General features: G+C 27.1%; 18 protein-coding genes and 2 tRNA genes. 15 read left to right on the forward strand and 5 right to left on the reverse strand.

Annotation, left to right across the window (positions count from 1 at the left end; all coding sequences use genetic code 11):
• Positions 1–134: 134 nt before the first annotated feature.
• Positions 135–548, reverse strand: coding sequence for a HutP family protein (locus tag QMD25_01155; GenBank protein MDI6860611.1), 414 nt, complete (start codon positions 546–548; stop codon positions 135–137).
• Between the two features lie 37 nt (positions 549–585).
• Entirely contained in the window at positions 586–1,476 is an 891-nt protein-coding gene (locus QMD25_01160; GenBank protein ID MDI6860612.1) for a DUF4349 domain-containing protein, read from the reverse strand.
• A 114-nt stretch (positions 1,477–1,590) separates the two neighbouring features.
• Here QMD25_01160 and QMD25_01165 point away from each other — a divergent pair, with 114 nt between their 5' ends.
• The 7 genes from QMD25_01165 to oraE all read left to right on the forward strand — a co-directional run bounded on the left by QMD25_01165 (position 1,591) and on the right by oraE (position 10,582).
• Positions 1,591–2,286: an ABC transporter ATP-binding protein gene (locus tag QMD25_01165; GenBank protein ID MDI6860613.1), complete on the forward strand. Its 696-nt coding sequence runs from the start codon at positions 1,591–1,593 to the stop codon at positions 2,284–2,286.
• 1 nt (position 2,287) lies between these two features.
• Positions 2,288–4,978, forward strand: coding sequence for a CARDB domain-containing protein (locus tag QMD25_01170; protein MDI6860614.1), 2,691 nt, complete (start codon positions 2,288–2,290; stop codon positions 4,976–4,978).
• Positions 4,978–6,255 carry an ABC transporter permease gene (locus QMD25_01175; protein MDI6860615.1) on the forward strand — a complete coding sequence of 426 codons (1,278 nt, stop codon included), beginning with the start codon at positions 4,978–4,980 and terminating at the stop codon, positions 6,253–6,255. The genes QMD25_01170 and QMD25_01175 overlap by 1 nt, the downstream gene beginning before the upstream one ends.
• Positions 6,256–6,323: 68 nt before the next feature.
• Complete coding sequence (gene ortA, locus QMD25_01180; GenBank protein ID MDI6860616.1) at positions 6,324–6,617, forward strand: 2-amino-4-oxopentanoate thiolase subunit OrtA; 294 nt, start codon at positions 6,324–6,326, stop codon at positions 6,615–6,617.
• Positions 6,618–6,620: 3 nt separating this feature from the next.
• Complete coding sequence (gene ortB, locus QMD25_01185) at positions 6,621–8,036, forward strand: 2-amino-4-oxopentanoate thiolase subunit OrtB (protein ID MDI6860617.1); 1,416 nt, start codon at positions 6,621–6,623, stop codon at positions 8,034–8,036.
• Entirely contained in the window at positions 8,029–8,406 is a 378-nt protein-coding gene (locus QMD25_01190; GenBank protein MDI6860618.1) for an ornithine aminomutase subunit alpha, read from the forward strand. Before ortB ends, QMD25_01190 begins: the two co-directional genes overlap by 8 nt.
• Positions 8,390–10,582 carry a D-ornithine 4,5-aminomutase subunit OraE gene (oraE, locus tag QMD25_01195; protein ID MDI6860619.1) on the forward strand — a complete coding sequence of 731 codons (2,193 nt, stop codon included), beginning with the start codon at positions 8,390–8,392 and terminating at the stop codon, positions 10,580–10,582. The genes QMD25_01190 and oraE overlap by 17 nt, the downstream gene beginning before the upstream one ends.
• A gap of 1 nt (position 10,583) precedes the next feature.
• On the opposite strand, the gene acpS is transcribed toward oraE, so the two are convergent.
• Entirely contained in the window at positions 10,584–10,922 is a 339-nt protein-coding gene (acpS, locus tag QMD25_01200) for a holo-ACP synthase (GenBank protein ID MDI6860620.1), read from the reverse strand.
• A gap of 122 nt (positions 10,923–11,044) precedes the next feature.
• Complete coding sequence (locus QMD25_01205) at positions 11,045–12,652, reverse strand: ATP-dependent DNA ligase (GenBank protein ID MDI6860621.1); 1,608 nt, start codon at positions 12,650–12,652, stop codon at positions 11,045–11,047.
• A 42-nt stretch (positions 12,653–12,694) separates the two neighbouring features.
• Here QMD25_01205 and QMD25_01210 point away from each other — a divergent pair.
• The 6 genes from QMD25_01210 (at position 12,695) to QMD25_01235 (ending at position 17,331) form a co-directional block, all read left to right on the forward strand.
• Positions 12,695–12,779, forward strand: a tRNA-Leu gene (locus QMD25_01210).
• A 14-nt stretch (positions 12,780–12,793) separates the two neighbouring features.
• Positions 12,794–13,924, forward strand: coding sequence for an HD-GYP domain-containing protein (locus QMD25_01215; GenBank protein MDI6860622.1), 1,131 nt, complete (start codon positions 12,794–12,796; stop codon positions 13,922–13,924).
• Entirely contained in the window at positions 13,911–15,386 is a 1,476-nt protein-coding gene (locus QMD25_01220; GenBank protein MDI6860623.1) for a ribonuclease J, read from the forward strand. Before QMD25_01215 ends, QMD25_01220 begins: the two co-directional genes overlap by 14 nt.
• A gap of 13 nt (positions 15,387–15,399) precedes the next feature.
• A tRNA-Leu gene (locus QMD25_01225) sits at positions 15,400–15,483 on the forward strand.
• A gap of 10 nt (positions 15,484–15,493) precedes the next feature.
• Complete coding sequence (locus tag QMD25_01230) at positions 15,494–16,618, forward strand: alanyl-tRNA editing protein (protein MDI6860624.1); 1,125 nt, start codon at positions 15,494–15,496, stop codon at positions 16,616–16,618.
• Positions 16,600–17,331, forward strand: coding sequence for a metallophosphoesterase family protein (locus QMD25_01235; GenBank protein MDI6860625.1), 732 nt, complete (start codon positions 16,600–16,602; stop codon positions 17,329–17,331). Before QMD25_01230 ends, QMD25_01235 begins: the two co-directional genes overlap by 19 nt.
• On the opposite strand, the gene QMD25_01240 is transcribed toward QMD25_01235, so the two are convergent.
• The gene (locus tag QMD25_01240) at positions 17,314–17,976 is read right to left on the reverse strand and encodes an HAD family hydrolase (protein MDI6860626.1); all 663 of its coding nucleotides are present in this window, start codon (positions 17,974–17,976) and stop codon (positions 17,314–17,316) included. The genes QMD25_01235 and QMD25_01240 overlap by 18 nt on opposite strands.
• 69 nt (positions 17,977–18,045) lie before the next feature.
• Here QMD25_01240 and cdaA point away from each other — a divergent pair, with 69 nt between their 5' ends.
• Both cdaA and QMD25_01250 read left to right on the forward strand, forming a co-directional pair.
• The gene (gene cdaA, locus QMD25_01245; protein ID MDI6860627.1) at positions 18,046–18,882 is read left to right on the forward strand and encodes a diadenylate cyclase CdaA; all 837 of its coding nucleotides are present in this window, start codon (positions 18,046–18,048) and stop codon (positions 18,880–18,882) included.
• Positions 18,869–20,059 (forward strand): CdaR family protein, encoded by a 1,191-nt coding sequence (locus QMD25_01250; GenBank protein ID MDI6860628.1) that lies wholly within the window; start codon positions 18,869–18,871, stop codon positions 20,057–20,059. Before cdaA ends, QMD25_01250 begins: the two co-directional genes overlap by 14 nt.
• The last annotated feature ends 3 nt before the right edge of the window (positions 20,060–20,062 follow it).

The raw sequence follows: 20,062 nt of genomic DNA on the forward strand, positions 1-20,062 counted from the left end.
ATTTTCACTTATTCACCTTTTTTAATTTCATCTCACCTCCCTTCATAATAAAAAAAGTGACCTAAAAATCAGGTCACTAATACACAAAAATCACTTTTTAAAAATTATAATAAAAGTTTTTAAAAAAGTCAATACTATTTAGTAAGATGCATTATACTAAGAGAACCCCTCTCGTGATTTGTAAGAGGATAAAAGGCGGAATCTCCATAAAGTGCAACAGCAATCCAATGGCCATCAGAAGCAATTCCAACTTTCATTCTTATACTTGCGTCTACTGGGACTTGATGTAAAATACCCTGAAGGGCATCAAGAGAAGCATGAACGACTCCATGAATAAGTACTGAATTTTTTTCTACTATGTTATTTTGAATAGCACATCCAATTATTGATTTAACAAAGTGCTCTTTTACATTTGATGCAAGACCTGCAACAACAGTAACAGCTAATTTTATTCCAATCTTCACTGCTTTCTCTTTTATTACCTTTTCTTCTTCATCATCTGATAGAGCAGCAAGCATTGCAATTTTTCCAATTCTCTCTAATTTCATTTCAATTTTTTCCATATTGTATTAAATTATAACAAATTTAACTATTTTTTGTGCTTTTTACAATATATTTTTTAATTATAAAATATAAAAGATAACCAAATAGAACCCAAGGAACTATTATTGCTAGAAATATAATTAGAATTAATAATGAATTTATTATGCTTTTTATTGCAAAAGTCAAACCATCTAAAATTCTTTTTAAAATTTCAGATTTTTCCCACAATGGAACGCCTATACTTTTTTCTGTTAATAAAACACTTATCTCAGAATATTCGCTATGATAATTTATATAGTTCATTCGCCCTTTTATTTTTTCAATTTCTGTTTCTATATTTTGTAGTTCAGATCTTATTGAGAGTAAATCTTTTATATCTTTTGCCTTTTCTAACCATGATAAAAGAAGGGTTCTTTGGGACTCAAGAATTTTAAGTCTCCCCTCGAGATCAAAATATTCTTCACTAACATCTTCTGTTGATATAGATAAATTTTTAACCTTTCCAAGTTCATTTAGTCTATTTAAAAAATTATCAAAATTTTTTGAAGGTATCATAAAAGTAAGATATCCAGAATTTTTTCCATCTTCTTCGTAAATTTGAGAATTAATCAAATTCCCATTGAATTGTGATGCTAAAGTTATCAATTTATTAAGAGTTTCATAAAACTTATCTTTTTCAACTTCAATATTTGCGTTACCCCTTTTTATTAACTTTAAACCACTCTCATAAGACGGGGTAGAGGTTTTTTCAAAAAAATTTTGTTGTAATTCTGTAAAACTCTTATTATATTCTTTAGTTAAATTTAAATTTCTCATAGACATAAAAATTGTGGCGACTTTCGACAAGAGAAAACTTGATAAAATTAATCCAACAATAATAATTAAAACAATTGTTGTAATTATTAATATTTTTTTATTCAAAATCTTTTTCATTGTTTCACCTCCTATTATTATAAACTTTAATTTAGAAAATAAGTTTCAAATAAAAAGGTGAACATAGTTCAACATTTGTAACAAAATGATTTTTTGGTTGTATAATAAATTGAAATGGGAACAATAATCGAAACCAATAATCTTATTGTTGAATATCATCTTGGAAAGGTAGTTGTTTATGCATTAAGGGGTATAAATTTAAAAGTTGAAAAAGGTGATTTTATTGCAATTATGGGAAAATCAGGTTCTGGAAAGTCAACTCTTCTCCATGTTCTTGGAGGTCTTCAGAAGCCTACAAAAGGTGAAATATTTATAAACGGAAAAAATTTAATTAAATTAAGCGAAAATGATCTTACATTCTTTAGAAGAAAGTATATTGGTTTTGTTTTTCAATCATACAATCTTATTCCAACTTTAACTGCATTAGAAAATGTTGAATTACCAATGATTTTCTTTAATAAAAAATCAAAAGAAAGAAGGGAAAAGGCAATTTCACTTTTAACAAAATTTAAACTTGAAGACAGGTTAAATCATAAACCTACTGAACTTTCAGGAGGAGAACAACAAAGAGTTGCAATTGCAAGAAGCTTAGCTAATGATCCAGAAATTGTCCTTGCAGATGAACCAACAGGAAATCTTGATTCAAAAACTGGTGAAAGTATTATGGAAGAGTTTGTAAATATAAACAAAAATTTCAAAAAAACAGTAATAATTGTAACACATGCAAGAGAGGTGGCTGAATATGCAAATAAAATAATTCATATAAAAGATGGATTGATTGAATCAATAGAAGAGTTAAGGAGGATATGAAATGAAAAAAATTTTATTATCAATTTTAACAATTTTTCTAATTTTCTCTTTTATTAAATTTTCTTTTGGTGAGCCACAAATTGAAATAGAGGGGTATAGTATAAACCCAAAAGAGGTTTATCCTGGTTGTGAATTCACATTAAGTATGAATATTAAAAATAATAGTTTAAAAGATAAAGCAAAATCTATAACAATAGAGATAAAAAGAATAGAAAACAGAAATGATCTTTACATTTTTTACCCAAAAAACAAAACAACTACAAGAAAAATTGAGGAATTAGACGCAAATAAAGAAATAAAAGTTGAATTTTCTTTTGAAGTTGATAAGAATGCCCAAACTGGTTTATATAGATTAGTAGTAACTATTTCATGGAGAGATGAGAGTAATAAGACATATTTAAGTGAGGAGATAATAGGTGTAAGTGTTTCACCACCTTCCATTGAAAATAGACCACTTTTAACAATTAAACTCTTTACTTACTCTCCAATTCCTGTTGAAGGTGGTGGAACTTTTGATTTAAATTTAAATATAGAGAATATTGGAGGCAAAGATGCAAAAAATATAAAAGTTGAAATAAAAAGAGTTGAGGGTAGTACTGCACTTCTTTATTTTTCTCCAAAAGAATCTGGAAATGTGATTTATTTAAATAGAATTCAAAAGGGAGAAAGATCGAGTATAAAATTTTCCTTTAATGTAGATGAAAATATAAAAACTGGACTCTACAATCTTGAAGTTCAAATGAATTATGAAGATGAAGCAAGATTATTTTATAGTAATCAAGAAATTGTAGGAATAAATGTAGTTGAAAAAAGGGATAAAGCAAATGTTGATATTATAAGTTCTAAAGTAGTTCCTGAAAGAATTTTACCAGGAGATACATTTGAATTAAATTTAAAAATTAAAAATGATGGCAATCTTCTTGCTAAGAAGATAAAAATATACCCTTCAAACATTGAAGGGGAGGGTTCTTTAAAATATTTTTCTTTGCATGGGGAAGGAGTAAAAATAATTAATTATTTAAATATTAATGAAGAGACGGAAATAAAATTTAATTTTATAGTTGACAAAAAGATAGAATCAAAGTTATACAACATTGTTTTTAATATAACTTACGAAGATGAAAAAAATAAAATTTACTCAAACGCAAAATCAGTCGGAATTTTAATATCATCAGATGCTCCAGATTTAATTCTTTCTAACTACTCATTTGATCCTGAAAGTATAAAACCAAACACAACCTTCAAATTGAATCTTATAATTGAAAATAGAGGAAATCTTAGTGCAAAAGATATAAAAATAACACTACAAAATTTAGAGAATAATACATCTTTATACCCATTTTCTATATTTAAAGGATCAGGTAGTCAATATTTAGAAGAAATTAAAGAAAATGAAAAAAAATATGTAATATTTGAACTAAAAGTCGATAAAGATGCTCAAAGTAAAAATTATACAATAATTATTTTGATAGACTACAAAGATAAATCTTTAAGGAGTTACACAAAAAATGAAAGAATAAATATTTTTATAGGAGAAAAAGAAAAATTAACAAAACCTATAGTTTTAATTGAAAATGTTTCAACAGAGCCTAAACTAATAGGAATTGGAACTAATTTTAAATTAAATCTCACACTTTTAAATAATGGAGGAGAGGTCGCTAGGAATGTAAAAATTCAATTTAGTGGAGTTGGCGTGTCGGGCGATCTATATCCATTTACAATTTTAAATACAAGTAACACTATTTTTATCGGAGATTTAAAGGAAAATGAAAGAAAAAATGTAGAAGTCAACTTTTCTGTATCATCAGAGGCAAAAGAGGGACCCTATAATTTAATTATTAATATAACTTATGAAAATAGTGAAAATTTTTCTGACTCACAAAAAATTGGTATAGTAGTTAAAAAAATCGAGCCACAAAAAAGTTTGAATTTAATATTGTCAAATTATAAAGTAAACCCTAATATTGTTAATCCCGGAGATATTGTTGAAATAGATTATACAATTACAAACATTTCAAAAGAAAATGCATATAACATCACTCATAAAATTGATAAATTAGAAAATTCAAACTCACTTTATCCATTTTCACCTATTTATTCCACAAATATTAATAAAACAAATTTAATTTTAGGTGGTAATTCAATCAGTTATAAAATTAAATTTTTTGTATCACCAGATGCAGAATCAAAAACATACAATCTTTCTCTTTCAATAAAATATGAGGATATAAATGGAGTATCTTATGAAACTTCCGGAACAATTGGAGTTGTTGTATTAAGAAAACAAATTCTTGCAATATTCAACTTTTTGTGCCCTGAAAGGGTAAAAACAAATCAATCTTTTACTCTTTCTTGCGAAATTGGAAATATAGGAAATTATCCTGTTAAAGGTGTAATTTTGTATCTTAAAGGATTACCAGTTTTTGGTGGGGATAAATTTATTGGAACACTTGAAAGTGGAAATTATGACACCTATGAATTTGAAACAAAAATTGAAAGAGAAGGAGAATATAAAGGAGAAATAATTCTTCAATATGTGGATGATACTAATGAAATACATGAAATTAAAAAAGAATTTAAAATAGTTGTCGAAGAATATGAAGAGAGTCAGTTAGAAAATAAAACTCAAAAATTATCCTTTTGGCAGAAATTATGGAGATTTATATTAAGACTTTTTGGAATAATTAAATAATGAGACTAAAAGATACAATAACAATTGTTTCAAGAAATTTAGGAAGATCTAAAACAAGAACAATTTTAACATCAGTGGGCGTTTTAATTGGTGTTGCAGCAATAGTAACATTAATTTCAATATCAATTGCATTAAATAGAAGTGTTGTAGAACAAATTGAAAATAGTGGAGATATAAAAATTTTGACTATTTATCCAGTTTCTTTTAAATTTGGTGGAAGGAATCCTTTTAGTGGTAAAGGATCTACACAATCTGAAATAAAAATAATTGATAGAAATGCATTAAAAAATTTTGAAAAAATTGAGGGTGTTATTGCAGTTTCTCCAATATATGAATATTCTGGAATCAAAGTTGAAATAGGAAAGGCTTATAGTATTTCTACTTTTACAGGAATTGAAATAAATAAAATAAAAGAAATAGCTGGTGAGTTAGAAAAAGGGAGGTATTTTACAAAAGTTGACAAATATTCTGCTATTGTTGGAGCAAAATTTGAAGAAACATTTCTTGATAAAAATACAGAAAAAGAAGTTAAACTCGATCCATTTGGAAAAATTTTTAAATTCACTATTCAAAGAATAAAAGATGGAAAAGTTGAAACAAAAACATACTCTTTCAAAATAGTCGGGGTTCTTAAACAAAAAGGGACTCAAGAAGATTACGTGGTTTATGTCCCAATAGATACAATTATTTCAATAAGAGAGTGGATTACAAATTCAAATATTAATCCTGAAATAAATGGATATCAGAGAGCAATTGTAAAAGTAAGGGATGTTAGTAGTGTTAATTATGTAACCAAAAAAATAGAAGAAATGGGGTTTACTGTTTTTTCAATTCAAACATTAATTAATGCAATTTCAAATGTTTTCAGCATCTTACAATTCATATTAGGTGGTATCGCTGCAATCTCCCTAATTGTTGCAGGTGTTGGAATAGTAAACACTATGACAATGTCTATTTATGAAAGAACAAGACAAATTGGCATCATGAAAGCAATTGGTGCATCAAATAAAGATATATTGTGGATGTTTTTAATTGAATCTGCTACTCTTGGATTTTTTGGGGGAATTGGAGGTATAATTTTATCTTTTATTTTAAATTCTATTATAACAATTATCTCCCCCTTTATAACCCAAGGTGTTAAATTAAAGGTTTTTGCTCCTTTCTATTTAATATTTTTTGCAATAATTTTTGCAGTTGTAATTGGATTAATAGCAGGATATTTTCCATCAAAAAGAGCAGCAAATTTAAGCCCAGTTGAAGCATTAAGATACGAATAAAATATAAGTTTGACAAATTTTGCTTAATTCAATATAATTTCAATTTGGTATGAGATGGAGGGATTATGATTCTTAAAAAAGGAGATTATGTTGAAATAAAAATCACCATTTTAAAACCAGATGAGCGAGCAGAAAATTTACCACAAGACACAAAGTTAGTCCCATATGAAGGAAAGGTAAGAGGTTATCTCACCTTTGATGGAGAGATTGGAAAAGAAGTAGAGATTGAAACACCAATTGGAAGAAGAGTAAAAGGGATACTCCTTGGTTTAGCTAAAGAATATATTCATAATTTCGGTGAACCAATTAGAGAACTTATTGATATTGGAAAAAAAGTAAAAGAAAAATATCTTAAGGAGTAGTTTATGGGAAAGGTTGAAGAGTTATTTAAAAGAAGTAGCGAAATAATGAAAAAATCTCTTGCTGGTCTTGATTATGATAAATTTGAAATAAAAAATATCTCTTTTGATTATGATGCACTTCTTAATTCAGTGCCTTATGATATTTATGAAATTTCAAAAATTCAAAAAGAGTTTAAAGTTGGAGGAACTCCACTTTATGAATTAAAGAATATAAATAAAATAGTTAAAAAATTATCTAAACCAGGTTATGGTGCTAAAATTTTACTTAAGGATGAAGCAAATAACGCATCTGGATCATTTAAAGCAAGAAGGGCATCACTTTCAGTTTTTCATGCAAAAAAAATGGGGTTTAAAGGAGTAGTTGCAGAAACAAGTGGAAATTATGGTGCAGCAGTTGCGTCTCAAGCAGCACAAATGAATTTAAAAGCAATAATAGTTCAAGAAGTCTTTGATTCAAAGTGGATTGGACAACCAGAGATTCTTGAAAAAGGCAGAGCATGTGAAGCATATGGTGCAGAAGTTTGGCAAATGACAGTCGGTCCTGAACTATTTTATATGACTCTTCTTATTTTAAATGAAACAGGCTATTTTAATGCCTCGCTTTATACTCCTTATGCAATTAAAGGTATTGAAACTTTAGGTTATGAAATTGCTTTAGAAGTTAAAGAAAGATATGGAAAATACCCAGATTATGTTCTTGTAACTCATGCAGGTGGTGGAAATGTTACTGGAACAAAAAGAGGACTTATTTTAGGTGGTGCAAAAGATACAAAAGTGATTGGAGTATCAGTTGATTTAAGAGGATTACATATGGCAAGTGATAGAGATTTTAATAGAAAATCTTTTACAACTGGTCACACAGGTTTTGGTGTCCCATTTATGGTTAAACCAGATAGAACAGATGTTCCAAGAAATGCCGCACGACCTTTAAGATATATAGATGATTATTTAATTGTTTCTCAAGGTGAAGTTTTTTATACAACTATTCTTCTCGCTCAAATTGAGGGACTTGAAAGAGGACCTGCAGGAAACACATCTCTTGCAGCAGCAATTCCGCTTGCAAGGGAATTACCCGAAGATAAAATAATTGTTGTTCAAGAAACTGAGTATACTGGGGCTGGAAAACATCCTTTTGCACAACTTACTTTTGCTAAAAAAATGGGAATTGAGATTGTTAAAGGAAACCCAGAACAAAATGTTCCAGGTAAAAAAATTGTTATCCCAGAAGATGTAAGTGAACTTAGATATGAAAAAGTTGATTTAGAAGAAATTAAAAAATCTTACCTTAAAAATGCTTTAAAAGATATAAATGAAATAACAAAAGAAGATCTTAAGTTTCTAAAAGAAGAGATAAATGAAAAAGATAGTGATTTTGTTGAAAGATATCTATATGAGAAAGGAGTAAAAATTTATGGTTAGAGAAGACGATTTTGAGAAAAGAAGAGAACATCTTAAAAATATGAGTGAGGAAGAGTTAATTGACTATTTTTGGAAATTAACAGAAAAAATAGTTAATCCCCTTGTTGAACTTTCTTATACCCACACTTCGCCTTCGATTGAGAGAAGTGTTTTACTTAGAATGGGATTTTCAAGTATTGAGGCGAAAAATATTGTTAAGCATATGGTTGAGCATAATCTTTTATCACATGGAGCAGGAAGAATAGTTCTTCTATATAGTGAAATGAAAAAAATTAACTACCTTGAAGCAGGAAGAGAACTTGCTAATGGAATTGGATGGGATGATATTTTAGATTATTATAGGAGGATGGAAGATGCTATCACCGAATGAAAAAATTAATATAAGAGAAATTTTAAAAGATCTTGATAAATACAAACCAAAAAGATATGGTTGGACATTTAGAAAAAAAATAGAGAAACAAAATTTTTTAAATCTTCTTTATTTTGAAACAAGTGAACCACTTAAAAATTCAATTCCTCTTCCAGCAAGTAGACAGATGGATTATATAGATCCTCAACCAGACATAACTATTACTGTAGAAATTGCATCTGGTAGATTTGAAGATGATATAAGAAGAATGAGAATGGCTGCATGGCATGGTGCAGATCATATCATGGTAATAAGAACTTTAGGTCAAAGTCACTTTGATGGACTTATTGAAGGTACTCCTGAGGGAGTTGGGGGGATTCCTATTACAAGAAAACAAATTAGAGCAACAAGAAAAGCGCTAGACCTTATTGAAGAAGAGGTTGGAAGAGAAATTAATTTACACTCATATGTTTCTGGAATTGCAGGTCCTGAAATTGCAGTATTATTTGCTGAAGAAGGTGTAAATGGGGCTCATCAAGATCCCCAATACAACATTCTATATAGAAACATAAATCCAGTAAGATCTTTTGTTGATGCAGGAGTTAGTAAAAAAATAATGGCTGCATTTAATATGTTACAAATTGATGGAGCACACAATGCAAATGCAACTGCAAAATATGGATATAAAGTCATGCCTGAACTCTTAGTTCAACATGCAATAAATTCACTATTTTCTTTGAAAGTTGGGATGAAAAAAGAATATATTGCTCTCTCAACTGTCCCTCCAGATGTAGCTCCATTTCCAGCATTAAGATTGGATATTCCTTATGCAAATTTATTAAGAAAAGTTTTTAAAGGCTTTAGATTTAGAGCACAAATGAATACAAAATATGTAGAATCTTGCACAAGAGAAGCAACAGTAAATCACACACTTAATGCTTTAATATCACGAATAACTTCTGCTGATATTCAATCAACAATAACTCCAGATGAAGGAAGAAATGTTCCATGGCATTATAATTCAATTCATGCTGTAAACACTGCAAAACAAGTTTTAATTGCAGCAGATGGATTAAAGAAGGTTTTAAAAATTAATGAAGATGAGTATGAAAAAGAAAGGGAAAGAGAACTTCTTGAAAGAGCAATTTTGTTTTTAGAAGAAATAATTGAAGTTGGTGGATATTTCAAAGCGCTTGAAGAGGGATTTTTTGTAGATTCTGGTTATTATCCAGAAAGAGTTGGAGATGGAATAAAAAGACCACAAGATGGAGGAGATGAAGCTCATACAGTTGTAAAGAGAGCAAAAGATTATCTTGCTCCAGTTTGTCACCATTTTGGATATAACAACCTTCCTCAAGGATTAAACAAACCTTGTGATTTAATTGATGGTTGTACTTTTTGTAAAAGAGAAAAAATAGTTTATATAGATGAACTTGATCCAGAAGATAATGTTGAAGTAAGACTAAAAAAAATTGAACCTTATGAAAAAGAAGGAATGTTTAAACCAGAAGTTCAATGGAAAAATGATGGAGTAATTCTCGTTTCAATGTTTTTGCCAATTGATAAAGAAAAAGCACCCTATGCTGCAATTGAGATTGGAAAAAGGTTAGGACTTTTGAATGTAGAAGTTATACATCAACAAGTTCTACATCCAGCAGAAGGTAGTTATATTGAAATAAAAGGTGAAGTTCCATTTTTTATCAAAGAAAGCGAAATTAAAATTCCAGAAAAAATTTTGCCACTTAAAGATGAAGAGATAACATATGAAATCAAAAAAAGAGGTGGTATTAAATGTGTTGCTGCAACCTTAGGAGAAGATGAACATAATGTAGGACTTAAAGAGATAATTGATATTAAGCATGGTGGAATTGAAAAATGGGGTTTTCAGGTAACATATCTTGGAACAAGCGTTCCGCCAGAAAAAGTTGTTAATGCTGCAATTGAAGTTGGAGCAAAGGTAATTCTTGCATCAACAACAGTAACTCACGGAAATGTTCATAAAATTAACTTAAAAAAATTAAATGATACTGCTATTGAAAAGGGTGTAAGAGACAAACTTATAATTATTGGTGGGGGAACACAACTTTCTCAAGATACTGCAAAAGAAGTAGGAATTGACGCAACTTTTGGAAGAGGCACAAAAGGAATTGATGTTGCTTCATTTATAATAAGAAGACTAAGAGAAAAAGGAATGTAAATTATTCTTCAATTACAACTACAGATACAACATAATCTCCATCATGAGATAAAGATATAAAAATTTTGCCTTTGGGTTTTATAATAATTGGTTTATCCATTTCATCTTTTAAAATTTCAATATCTTTGAAACTCTTAATTTTCAAATAATCTTTTCCTGCTTTTATAATTGCTTCTTTAAGAGAAAATCTACCTGCAAGATGAATATATTTTTCCCTATAACTTTCAAATAAATTTAATTCATTTTCAGTAAAAATTCTTTTCAATATCTCTCTATTATTTTCTACAATTTTTTTAAATCTTTTAATATTAACAATATCTATTCCAATTCCAATAATCATAAATAAATTATATCTTAAATTTTTAGAGTGATAAGATGCCTTATGTAATTATATCAATCTTTTCTTTTTATAAAAGGTCAAAATATCTCGTCTTTATTAAAATTCATCCTAAATTTATATAATCATAAAATATGAAGTTTATTATAAATTCTTTTAATATCTTCTATTGTATTTATGTCCATTGGAGATTTATCTTCTCTTATTCTTAAAATTCTTGCAAATCTCAAAGCAAACCCACTTTCATATTTTTTACTTTTCTGAATATCTTCAAAGCCAACCTCAACTACAATTTCTGGCTTAACTACTACTCCACCATCAATATCTTCTATCTTTATTTCAATTAACTTTTTTGTCATCTCTTCAAATTCTTCATCTGTTAAACCTTTAAATGTTTTTCCTAGAGGAAGAAAACTTTTTTTATCTTCTGAAAGACAATAAAGCATGTAATCCGAAAGCCAATTCAATCTTCTTCCATAGCCCCAAAATGCTTTAAGAATAACAAGATCAAGAGTTTCAACTTTTTTTAACTTAAACCAAAGTTTTCCCCTTCTTCCACTTTGATAAACACTTGATAATCTTTTTGCCACTATCCCTTCAAATCCATCTCTTATTGATTTTTCATAAAAATTTTCGCCCTCATCAATATCTTTTGGTATTATATATTTTACCCTCTCAAAATTTCCTTTTACTTTATCGAGAATCTCCATCCTTTTGAAATAAGGGGTTAAAGTTAAATCTTTGTTATTTAGAAAAAGAATATCAAAAAGAAAAACTCTTAAATCTAATAAATTTTCTTTTCTCTTTTTAAAAATAACACTCATTAGATCTTGAAATGGAACAATTTCTCCACTTTCTTTAAATCCAACTAACTCTCCTTCTAAAATTAAATTTTCATAAGAAGAGAAGTTTTCTTTTATTTTATTAACTAAATCTATCAAATATTCTGTTATATCATTTAGGTTTCTTGAAAAAATTTTTATCTTTTCTTTATCTTTATGTATCTGAACTCTTATACCATCGTATTTATATTCAAAAGAGAAAAAATCACCTTCATTAAATATGTCTTTAACTGAATCCACCTTTTCAGCAAGCATCATAGGAATTGGTCTTAATGGTTCAATTTTTATATCACCCTTTTTATAATTTTCAAAAAATTTTCTAAAACTTCCAGATTTCAAAAAGAGTTCCTGAAATTTTTTATCATCTATATTAAAATAAAGAGAAAGAGCCTTTTTAAATAAACCCTCTTTAATACCACCTCTTATCTCTTTTAAAACTATTTTTGTGAAATATTTTGCTTCAATATATGAAAGTTTTTCATAAATTGATTTTAATCTCTCAACTCTTTCTCTTTTCACCCCTTCCCCTTTTAATTCTTTAAATTTTAAAATTTCTGTGTAAATATCTTCTAATTCAAATTTTGATGCTTCATTTTTATTATTTTGAATAAATATTAATTTTATCCACTCACCAAAATCTTCAGCATTAGAAAAGCCACTTAATTTACAATATGGAAATAAAGTTTTTATAGTCTCATAAATGGTACTTATTCCAATATTTAAATCTTTTTTCGAAAAATTTTCAAATTTTCCAAGTGAAAGTTCTATAAAAAGCGGAATCCTTTCATATTCAATATTCAAAAATAATTCTTTTATCTTTTGAACAATTTCATTTCTACTTTTTATCTTAGAAATAGATTCGTGAAAATTTGAAAAATCAAAGAATTTCATATTATAATTAAATTATATAATAATTATATTATTATAAACTCTGCCGAAGTGGCGGAACTGGAAGACGCGGTAGACTCAAAATCTACTGGGGGTAAACCCCATGAGGGTTCAACTCCCTCCTTCGGCACTATTATTAACAAAATGAATTTGAAAGAGAGAATAAAAGAAGAGGTTCAAATTTTAACAAATTTAATCGATGAAGTATTCACAGGAAAGGAAAAAAATGAAGAAAAATTAAATACTCTTGTAACTTTACAAGGAATAATAAGAGGTATTAATCAACTTCTTTTAAGAATTAAAAATAAAAATGAACTTTTACAAGAAATTATCAATTTAGTTACAATTCAACCAAATATAATTGGTTCATTTATAAAAATTTTAGAAGATAATGAAATTAAAACTTATTCAAATTTTAAAGAAGAAAATTTAATTAAAGAAATTTTAACTTCAAAAGAAATAGAACTTTTTGAACCATATTATAGTGGAGAAATTAAAAAATTTGAAATAAATAACCATAAAAATATTTCTGTGGTTTCAATTCCTATTTCAGATGAAAAAGGAAGAGTTGGAGTATTTGTTTTATTTTCTAATAAAAGAAGCTTTTTTGATAAAGAGGAAATGGATTATCTAAAAGAAGTAACAAGTGATATCCTAGTTGGACTTAGAACAATAAATTATGAAAATAGAATAAAAGACTCACTTTTAAATTTAGCAAGAGGAATAACAAAAATTGTTGAATTAAGAGATCCAAGCACAAAAGGCCATGGAGAGACGGTTGCAAAACTTTCATATGAAATTGGGAAAAACCTGGGTTTTGATGAAGAAAGACTTGATATGTTATATATAGCAGCACTTATTCATGATATAGGAAAAATTTCTATTGCGATAGAAATTTTAAATAAACCATTTAAATTAAGAGATGTTGAATATGAATGGGTAAAGCAACACACATATTATGGTTACGAATATTTAAAAGATTTAAATTTTCCAATACAAATTCCAGAAATAATACTTCAACATCATGAAAGAGTAAATGGAAGTGGATATCCAAAAGGGTTAAAGGGAGAAGAAATTATGATTGAAGCAAAAATAATTGGAGTTGCAGAAGTTTTTCATGCTATGATATCACATAAACCATATAGACCTGCACATTCAATAGAAGAAGCCCTTGATTACATAAAAACAAACAGGGGTGTTCTTTTTGATGAAAATGTTGTAGATAAATTTTTTGAAGTTATAAATGAAGACTTTCAAATAAATGATAAAAATTGAAGTTTTAGATGGGAAAAATACAATAGGTGGGACAAAAATTTTAATAGGTGATAAGGAATTTTCATTTTTTCTTGATTTTGGAAAAAATTTTAAAACATATTCATTGTATTTTGAAGAGTTTTTGTCTCCAAGAACTTTAACTGGTATTTATGATTTATGGAAACTAAATTTGATTCCAAAAATAAATAATATCTATAGAGAAGATATATTTCCTCCATATTTAAATGAAGAGAAAAGAGTTATTAATCTTTCAGGGGTTTTTTTATCGCATGCACATCTTGATCATAGTGGATTTATATCTTTAATTAAAGAAAATATTCCAATTATAACATCATCAATAACAAAAAAATTTTTAGAAGCAATTGAAGTTATTAATCCAGAACTCTTTACACAATTCACATTAGTTAAAAAAAGATATTGGAATGAAGATTTTGGTGAAAAAGTATCTTTAAGTAATAAAAAGAAAAAGAAGGATGGTGATTTTAATGAAATCGAGGAGAAAAATAGAAATTTTATTGAAATTTGCGATGAAAAGTATGAAAATAAATTAGACAATATTAAATTTATATCTTTTAAAACAGATCACTCTATTTTAGGCTCCCTTGGTTTTTTTATTGAAATGAATGGAATTGGAATTGCATATACAGGAGATATAAGATTTCATGGAAAAAATTCAAAATATTCTTATTTATTTGTTAATGAATTAAAAAAATTGAAACCAACAATTTTAATAACAGAAGGAACAAGAGTGCGAAGTGAAAAAGGGAACAAAAAAGAAGAAGACGTTTTCAAAAGTTCTTTAAAAGTTATAAATGATTTTAAAGGAAAGGTTGTTATTTCAGATTTTGGTCCAAGAAATATTGAAAGGTTAGAGACCTTTTTAAATATTGCAAAAGAAACAAAAAGATATCTTTTAATAACATACAAAGATGCTTTACTTCTTGATCTATTAAAAGATCATTTTAATTTAATTGATGATGATCATATTTTAATTATTCATGAGAAAAAAAGTGATGATAGAAAATATCTTAGAGAGTTAAAAGAAAAGTATAAAAATAAAATTGTTACTCCTAAAATTATTAATGATAACCTTGGAGATTTTATTATCTGTTATAGTTTTTACGATTTTGTTAATTTAATTGATTTAGAAATAAACGATGGAGCATACATATATTCAACAAGTGAAGCATACACAGAAGAACAGGAAATTGATATAAAAAGACTCTTTAATTGGTTAAAATATTTTAATTTAAAAATCTTTGGAGTAGAAATAAATGGTGATAAGCCAATTTTTTCTGGAGATTATCACTCTTCGGGTCACGCATCCTTTGATGATATTATTTGGATGATAAATGAAATTAATCCTGAGTTTATTTTGCCAGTTCATACTGAAAACTTAGAAGAATTTGTTAAAATTTTTGGCGAGGGAAGAGTTATAAAAGAAGAGACTTTTGAATTATAATTTTAATTGATTTGCGGAAGTGGCGGAATGGCAGACGCGCTGGATTCAGGTTCCAGTGGGTTATCCCGTGAGGGTTCAAATCCCTCCTTCCGCACCAAGAGGTTTTAATGGAAAACCTTAACTTTAGGGCAAAAATTGTTGAGAAAGGCAAAGAGAATGATAAATATTTTGTTATTCTTGATAATACGGAGTTTTATCCAGATGGAAAAGGTGGGCAACTTGGAGATAGGGGTCAAATTGATGGAAAAGAGGTTCTTCTTGTTAAGGAAATTAATGGTAAAATTCTTCATTTTTTATATGAAATCCCTGAGGAAAATGAAGTTATTTGTAAAATAGATAAAGAGAGAAGATTAGAAATTTCCAGGGAGCACACTGCTCAACATATTCTTTCAAGAATTCTCTTAAATTTATATAATTTAGAAACCTTAAGTTTTCACATGGGAGATGAGTATTCAACAATAGATATACCCTATTTTAATTTTAAAGACGAAGAATTAGAAAAAATTGAATTAAGTGTTATGAAAATTATTGATGAAGGAAGAGAGGTAAAAAAATATTTTATTGATGAAAGTGAATTGAAAAATTATAAATTAAGAAAAGAGGAGGAAATAAGAGAAAAAAAGATAAGAATAGTTGAAATAGAAAACTTTGATATAACCATGTGTGGAGGAACTCATGTTGATAATACTAAAGACATCCTCATTTTTAAAATAACAAAAATTGAAAAAATAAAAGGGAATAATTTAAGAATTTATTTTAAAACTGGATTCAGAGCATATTATGATTTTTTAAAAAAGGATTCCATTTTAAGAAAAATATCAAAAGAAAACAATGTAGGAATTGAAGAACTTGATAACTTTATATTTAAATTAAAGGATGAGAAAGAAGAAAATTATAAAAAACTTAAAAGTGTTAAAGAAGAGTTTTTAAAGATCTACTTGAAAACAAAAATTAATAAAAAAGTTTTTGAAAGCATTGAATTTTTAGATCAAGAAGATCTTATATATCTTGGAAAGGAATTTATTAAAAATGGAGCCAATTTTGTATATTTATATAATAAAAATTTTGGTGTAATATTTCTAAATGAAATTAAAAACTTGAATTATGATATCATTTTAAGTAAACTAAAAGATAGTTTTAATATAAAAGGAGGAGGAAAAGATTTCATTTCAATAAAACTAAATGAAAATGGAAAGGAGATTGAAAAATTCTTATGGAAGATGATAGAATAGCAATCATTTCAGATATTCATGCTAACATTGAAGCACTTAATGCTGTTTTAGAAGATATTAAAAAAGAAGATATTAAAAACATAATTTGCTTGGGTGATATAGTTGGTTATGGACCAAATCCACATGAAGCAATTGAAATAATAAAAGATAACGCTGAGTATATTATTAGAGGAAATCATGATGAAGGTCTAATTGATGAATCTATAACCTTTGATTTTAATTCCTATGCAATTGATGCATTGAAATGGCAAAGAAAAGTTTTAGATGAAAAAGATAAACTTTTTTTAAAAAATCTTCCATATTTTCTTAAATTTGACACATTTGAAATTGTTCACGGGGCATTATCTGATTTCTTTAAATATATAACAAATATTGATGAGGCTCTTCTTGAAAAGAGTTTTATGAAAAGAAATATTTTATTTATAGGACATACTCACAGAGCAGGAGTTTTTGATTTATATGAAAAAAAATTTATTCCATTTACTTATGGAGGAGAATTTACAATTTTAAAAGATAGATTCTACATTATAAATCCTGGAAGTGTTGGTCAGCCAAGAGACTTTAACCCTCTTTCATCTTACCTTATCTATTTTAAAAAAGAAAATAAAATTAAATTTAAGAGAATAAATTATCCTTCAGAAATAACAAGAGATAAAATTATAAAAAATAATTTGCCACAATTTCTTGGAGATCGATTAATTGTTGGATATTAAATTTATAATTTCTTTTATTTCTTTTATATCAACTCCAAAATGAACTGTTTTAATACCTAATTTTTTTGCTGGTAATATATCCATTTCTAAGTCATCCCCAATCATAATTGAATCTTCTGGTTTTGAATTTAGTTTCTCAAGAATTTCAATATAATACTCAACATTTGGTTTTGCATAATGCATATTTTCCATTGTTGTAACTAAAGAAAAGTTTATGTCACTCAAATTTGCCCATTCTATTCTTTGCATTATTGCAATTTCAGGAAAAATTGAATTTGTAGCAATAACTACTTTATATCCCATTTTAATTAAATTTAAAACTGTTTCTCTGCCACCTTCTCTTGGTTTTCCATAAATTTTAAGTTTTGGAAAATCATTAATATAAAAATCTAAAAAAACTTCTTTTAAAATCTTTCGATCAACCTGAGAAAGTTCAACAAATTTTTTATAAAATTTATCAACATTTAACTCACCATTTTTTTCATAAATCATATAATCAACTGATACTTGAAGTATTTTTAATGGATCTTTATCTTTTAAAACTCTTACAAGTTTTGGTATAAGTAGTGCAAAATAAGATTTTAGAAATTCATCAAAATTTATATCAAGTAGGGTTTTATCTAGATCAAATAAAATAAGTTTCATATTTTTATTATAATTTATGTTGAAATAAAAAGCAAAAAGATTTAGAATTAATTAAGGATGTTAAACTATTTGATAGAGTTTTTTAAAGGTTTCAGTATATGGAACTATTTGGTAAGTTTATTTGATATTTTAATTATTACAATTATTTTATATTTTATAATTTCAGCACTTCAAAAAACAAGAGTTTGGCAATTAATACAGGGTTTAGTAATATTTTTTGTTTTTGTTTTAATCGCATCTAGAATTTCAAGTATGCTTGGTCTAATAGCATTAAATTATGTTTTAAGAGGAATTTTATCAATTGGTAGCATGTTACCTATTATAATTATTGTTTTATTTCAACCAGAAATAAGAAAATTTATGGGTTCTCTTGGTAGAAGAAAAATATTTGGTGAATCATTTGATTTTTTTACTGGCACTGAAGTAAATCCAATTAAAATAATTGATGAAATTGTAAAATCAATAAAATATTTATCTTTAAATAAAATTGGTGCATTAATTGTAATAAAAAGAAAGGATAATTTAAATGAAGTAATTGAGACAGGTATCCCAATAAATTCAAATGTTACATCAGAACTTATATCAACAATTTTTTATCCAAATTCACCCCTTCATGATGGAGCCATTGTTATTGAGGAAGACAAAATAGTTGCAGCAAGATGTCTTCTCCCACTTTCAGAAAATGAAGCACTTGAAAAAGAGTTAGGAACAAGACATAGAGCAGGAGTTGGAATAACAGAGGTAACTGATGCAATTTCAATTATTGTTTCAGAAGAAACTGGTATAATTTCAATTGCAATTGAAGGAAAAATAACAAGGTATCTATCTGTACTTGAATTAAGAGGAATGTTAATTCTTCTTTTAAAGAAAGAAAAAGGAGGGAAAATAAAAGTTGGAGAGAAATAAAATAACAATTTTTCTTATATCATTTCTACTTGCATTTGGGTTTTGGTTATATGTAAGTTTGGGTGAAGGACCTGAAAGTGAAAGAGTTTTTCTTGTTGATCTAACATATAGAAATATGCCTCAAGATCTTACAATCCTTGAAGGATTTGGAAAGATTGAAATCAAAGTTGTTGGCTCAAAACAGAGAATCTCTACATTAAGAGAAAGCAACATTATTGCTTATGTTGACCTATCAAACCTTGAAGAAGGTGCACATAATTTGCCTGTAAATGTAGATATTCCTTCCTTTTTCAAAGTAACAGAAATTTATCCTTCAAGAGTTAATGTTTATCTTGATAGATTAATTACAATAGAAAAAAATATTAGAGTTGAATTTATAGGAACATTGAAACCAGGACTTATAATAGATGAACCTGAAGTTTTTCCAAAAACACTTAAAATAACAGGTCCATCAAAGAAGATAGAAACTATAAGGGATGTATCAATTACAATTGATTTATCAACTATAAACTCAGATGTAACTTTAACAATTATTCCAAATGTGAAAGACGGACTTGGTAATTTAATAAAAAATTTATCAATTGAACCATCTATCATAAAAGTTGATATAAAAGTGAAAACAATTTTATCAACAAAAGTTGTACCAATTATACCAAAATTTATAGGTGAACTTTCTGGTGATTATGGAATAGTGAGAGTTTCTCTAAAACCCTCAATAATGACTATTCTTGGTAAAGTTGAGGTTTTAAATAAAATTGATTCACTCTCAACCCAAGAAATAAATATAACAAATTTAAAAGAGTCAAAAATATTTACTACAAAAGTTATAATTCCTCAAGATGTGGAATTAAAAGAAGAAAATTTAGTTACAATTCAGATTATTGTTGAGAGAAAAATATCTAAATTAATAAATAACATTAAATTGGATATAATTAATAAAAATGATTATTTTGATTACATATTAGACCCTCAAACCATAAAAATTGAAGTTTATGGTTTTGAATCAATTATTAAAGATTTAGGTTCATCTGATTTTTTAGGAACAATTTCTGTTATTAATTTAGATGAGGGAGTTTATGAGATTGAAGTTGAGATTATATCCAACAAAGAAGGTTTTAATATTATAAAAATAATTCCAGAAAAAGTTAAAGTAACTATTAAAAGAAAGGAGGGGTAAAAA

The organism is Caldisericia bacterium (genome assembly GCA_030018355.1).
Lineage (GTDB): Bacteria > Caldisericota > Caldisericia > B22-G15 > B22-G15 > JAAYUH01.

Bases quoted from the DNA above. Each gene is read 5' to 3' on its own strand.
- QMD25_01240 (MDI6860626.1), bottom strand. From the start codon at position 17,976: ATGAAACTTATTTTATTTGATCTAGATAAAACCCTACTTGATATAAAT.
- QMD25_01170 (MDI6860614.1), top strand. From the start codon at position 2,288: ATGAAAAAAATTTTATTATCAATTTTAACAATTTTTCTAATTTTCTCT.
- oraE (MDI6860619.1), top strand. From the start codon at position 8,390: ATGCTATCACCGAATGAAAAAATTAATATAAGAGAAATTTTAAAAGAT.
- QMD25_01160 (MDI6860612.1), bottom strand. From the start codon at position 1,476: ATGAAAAAGATTTTGAATAAAAAAATATTAATAATTACAACAATTGTT.
- QMD25_01165 (MDI6860613.1), top strand. From the start codon at position 1,591: ATGGGAACAATAATCGAAACCAATAATCTTATTGTTGAATATCATCTT.
- QMD25_01205 (MDI6860621.1), bottom strand. From the start codon at position 12,652: ATGAAATTCTTTGATTTTTCAAATTTTCACGAATCTATTTCTAAGATA.
- QMD25_01215 (MDI6860622.1), top strand. From the start codon at position 12,794: ATGAATTTGAAAGAGAGAATAAAAGAAGAGGTTCAAATTTTAACAAAT.
- QMD25_01220 (MDI6860623.1), top strand. From the start codon at position 13,911: ATGATAAAAATTGAAGTTTTAGATGGGAAAAATACAATAGGTGGGACA.
- QMD25_01175 (MDI6860615.1), top strand. From the start codon at position 4,978: ATGAGACTAAAAGATACAATAACAATTGTTTCAAGAAATTTAGGAAGA.
- QMD25_01190 (MDI6860618.1), top strand. From the start codon at position 8,029: ATGGTTAGAGAAGACGATTTTGAGAAAAGAAGAGAACATCTTAAAAAT.
- QMD25_01235 (MDI6860625.1), top strand. From the start codon at position 16,600: ATGGAAGATGATAGAATAGCAATCATTTCAGATATTCATGCTAACATT.
- QMD25_01230 (MDI6860624.1), top strand. From the start codon at position 15,494: ATGGAAAACCTTAACTTTAGGGCAAAAATTGTTGAGAAAGGCAAAGAG.
- QMD25_01155 (MDI6860611.1), bottom strand. From the start codon at position 548: ATGAAATTAGAGAGAATTGGAAAAATTGCAATGCTTGCTGCTCTATCA.
- ortB (MDI6860617.1), top strand. From the start codon at position 6,621: ATGGGAAAGGTTGAAGAGTTATTTAAAAGAAGTAGCGAAATAATGAAA.
- acpS (MDI6860620.1), bottom strand. From the start codon at position 10,922: ATGATTATTGGAATTGGAATAGATATTGTTAATATTAAAAGATTTAAA.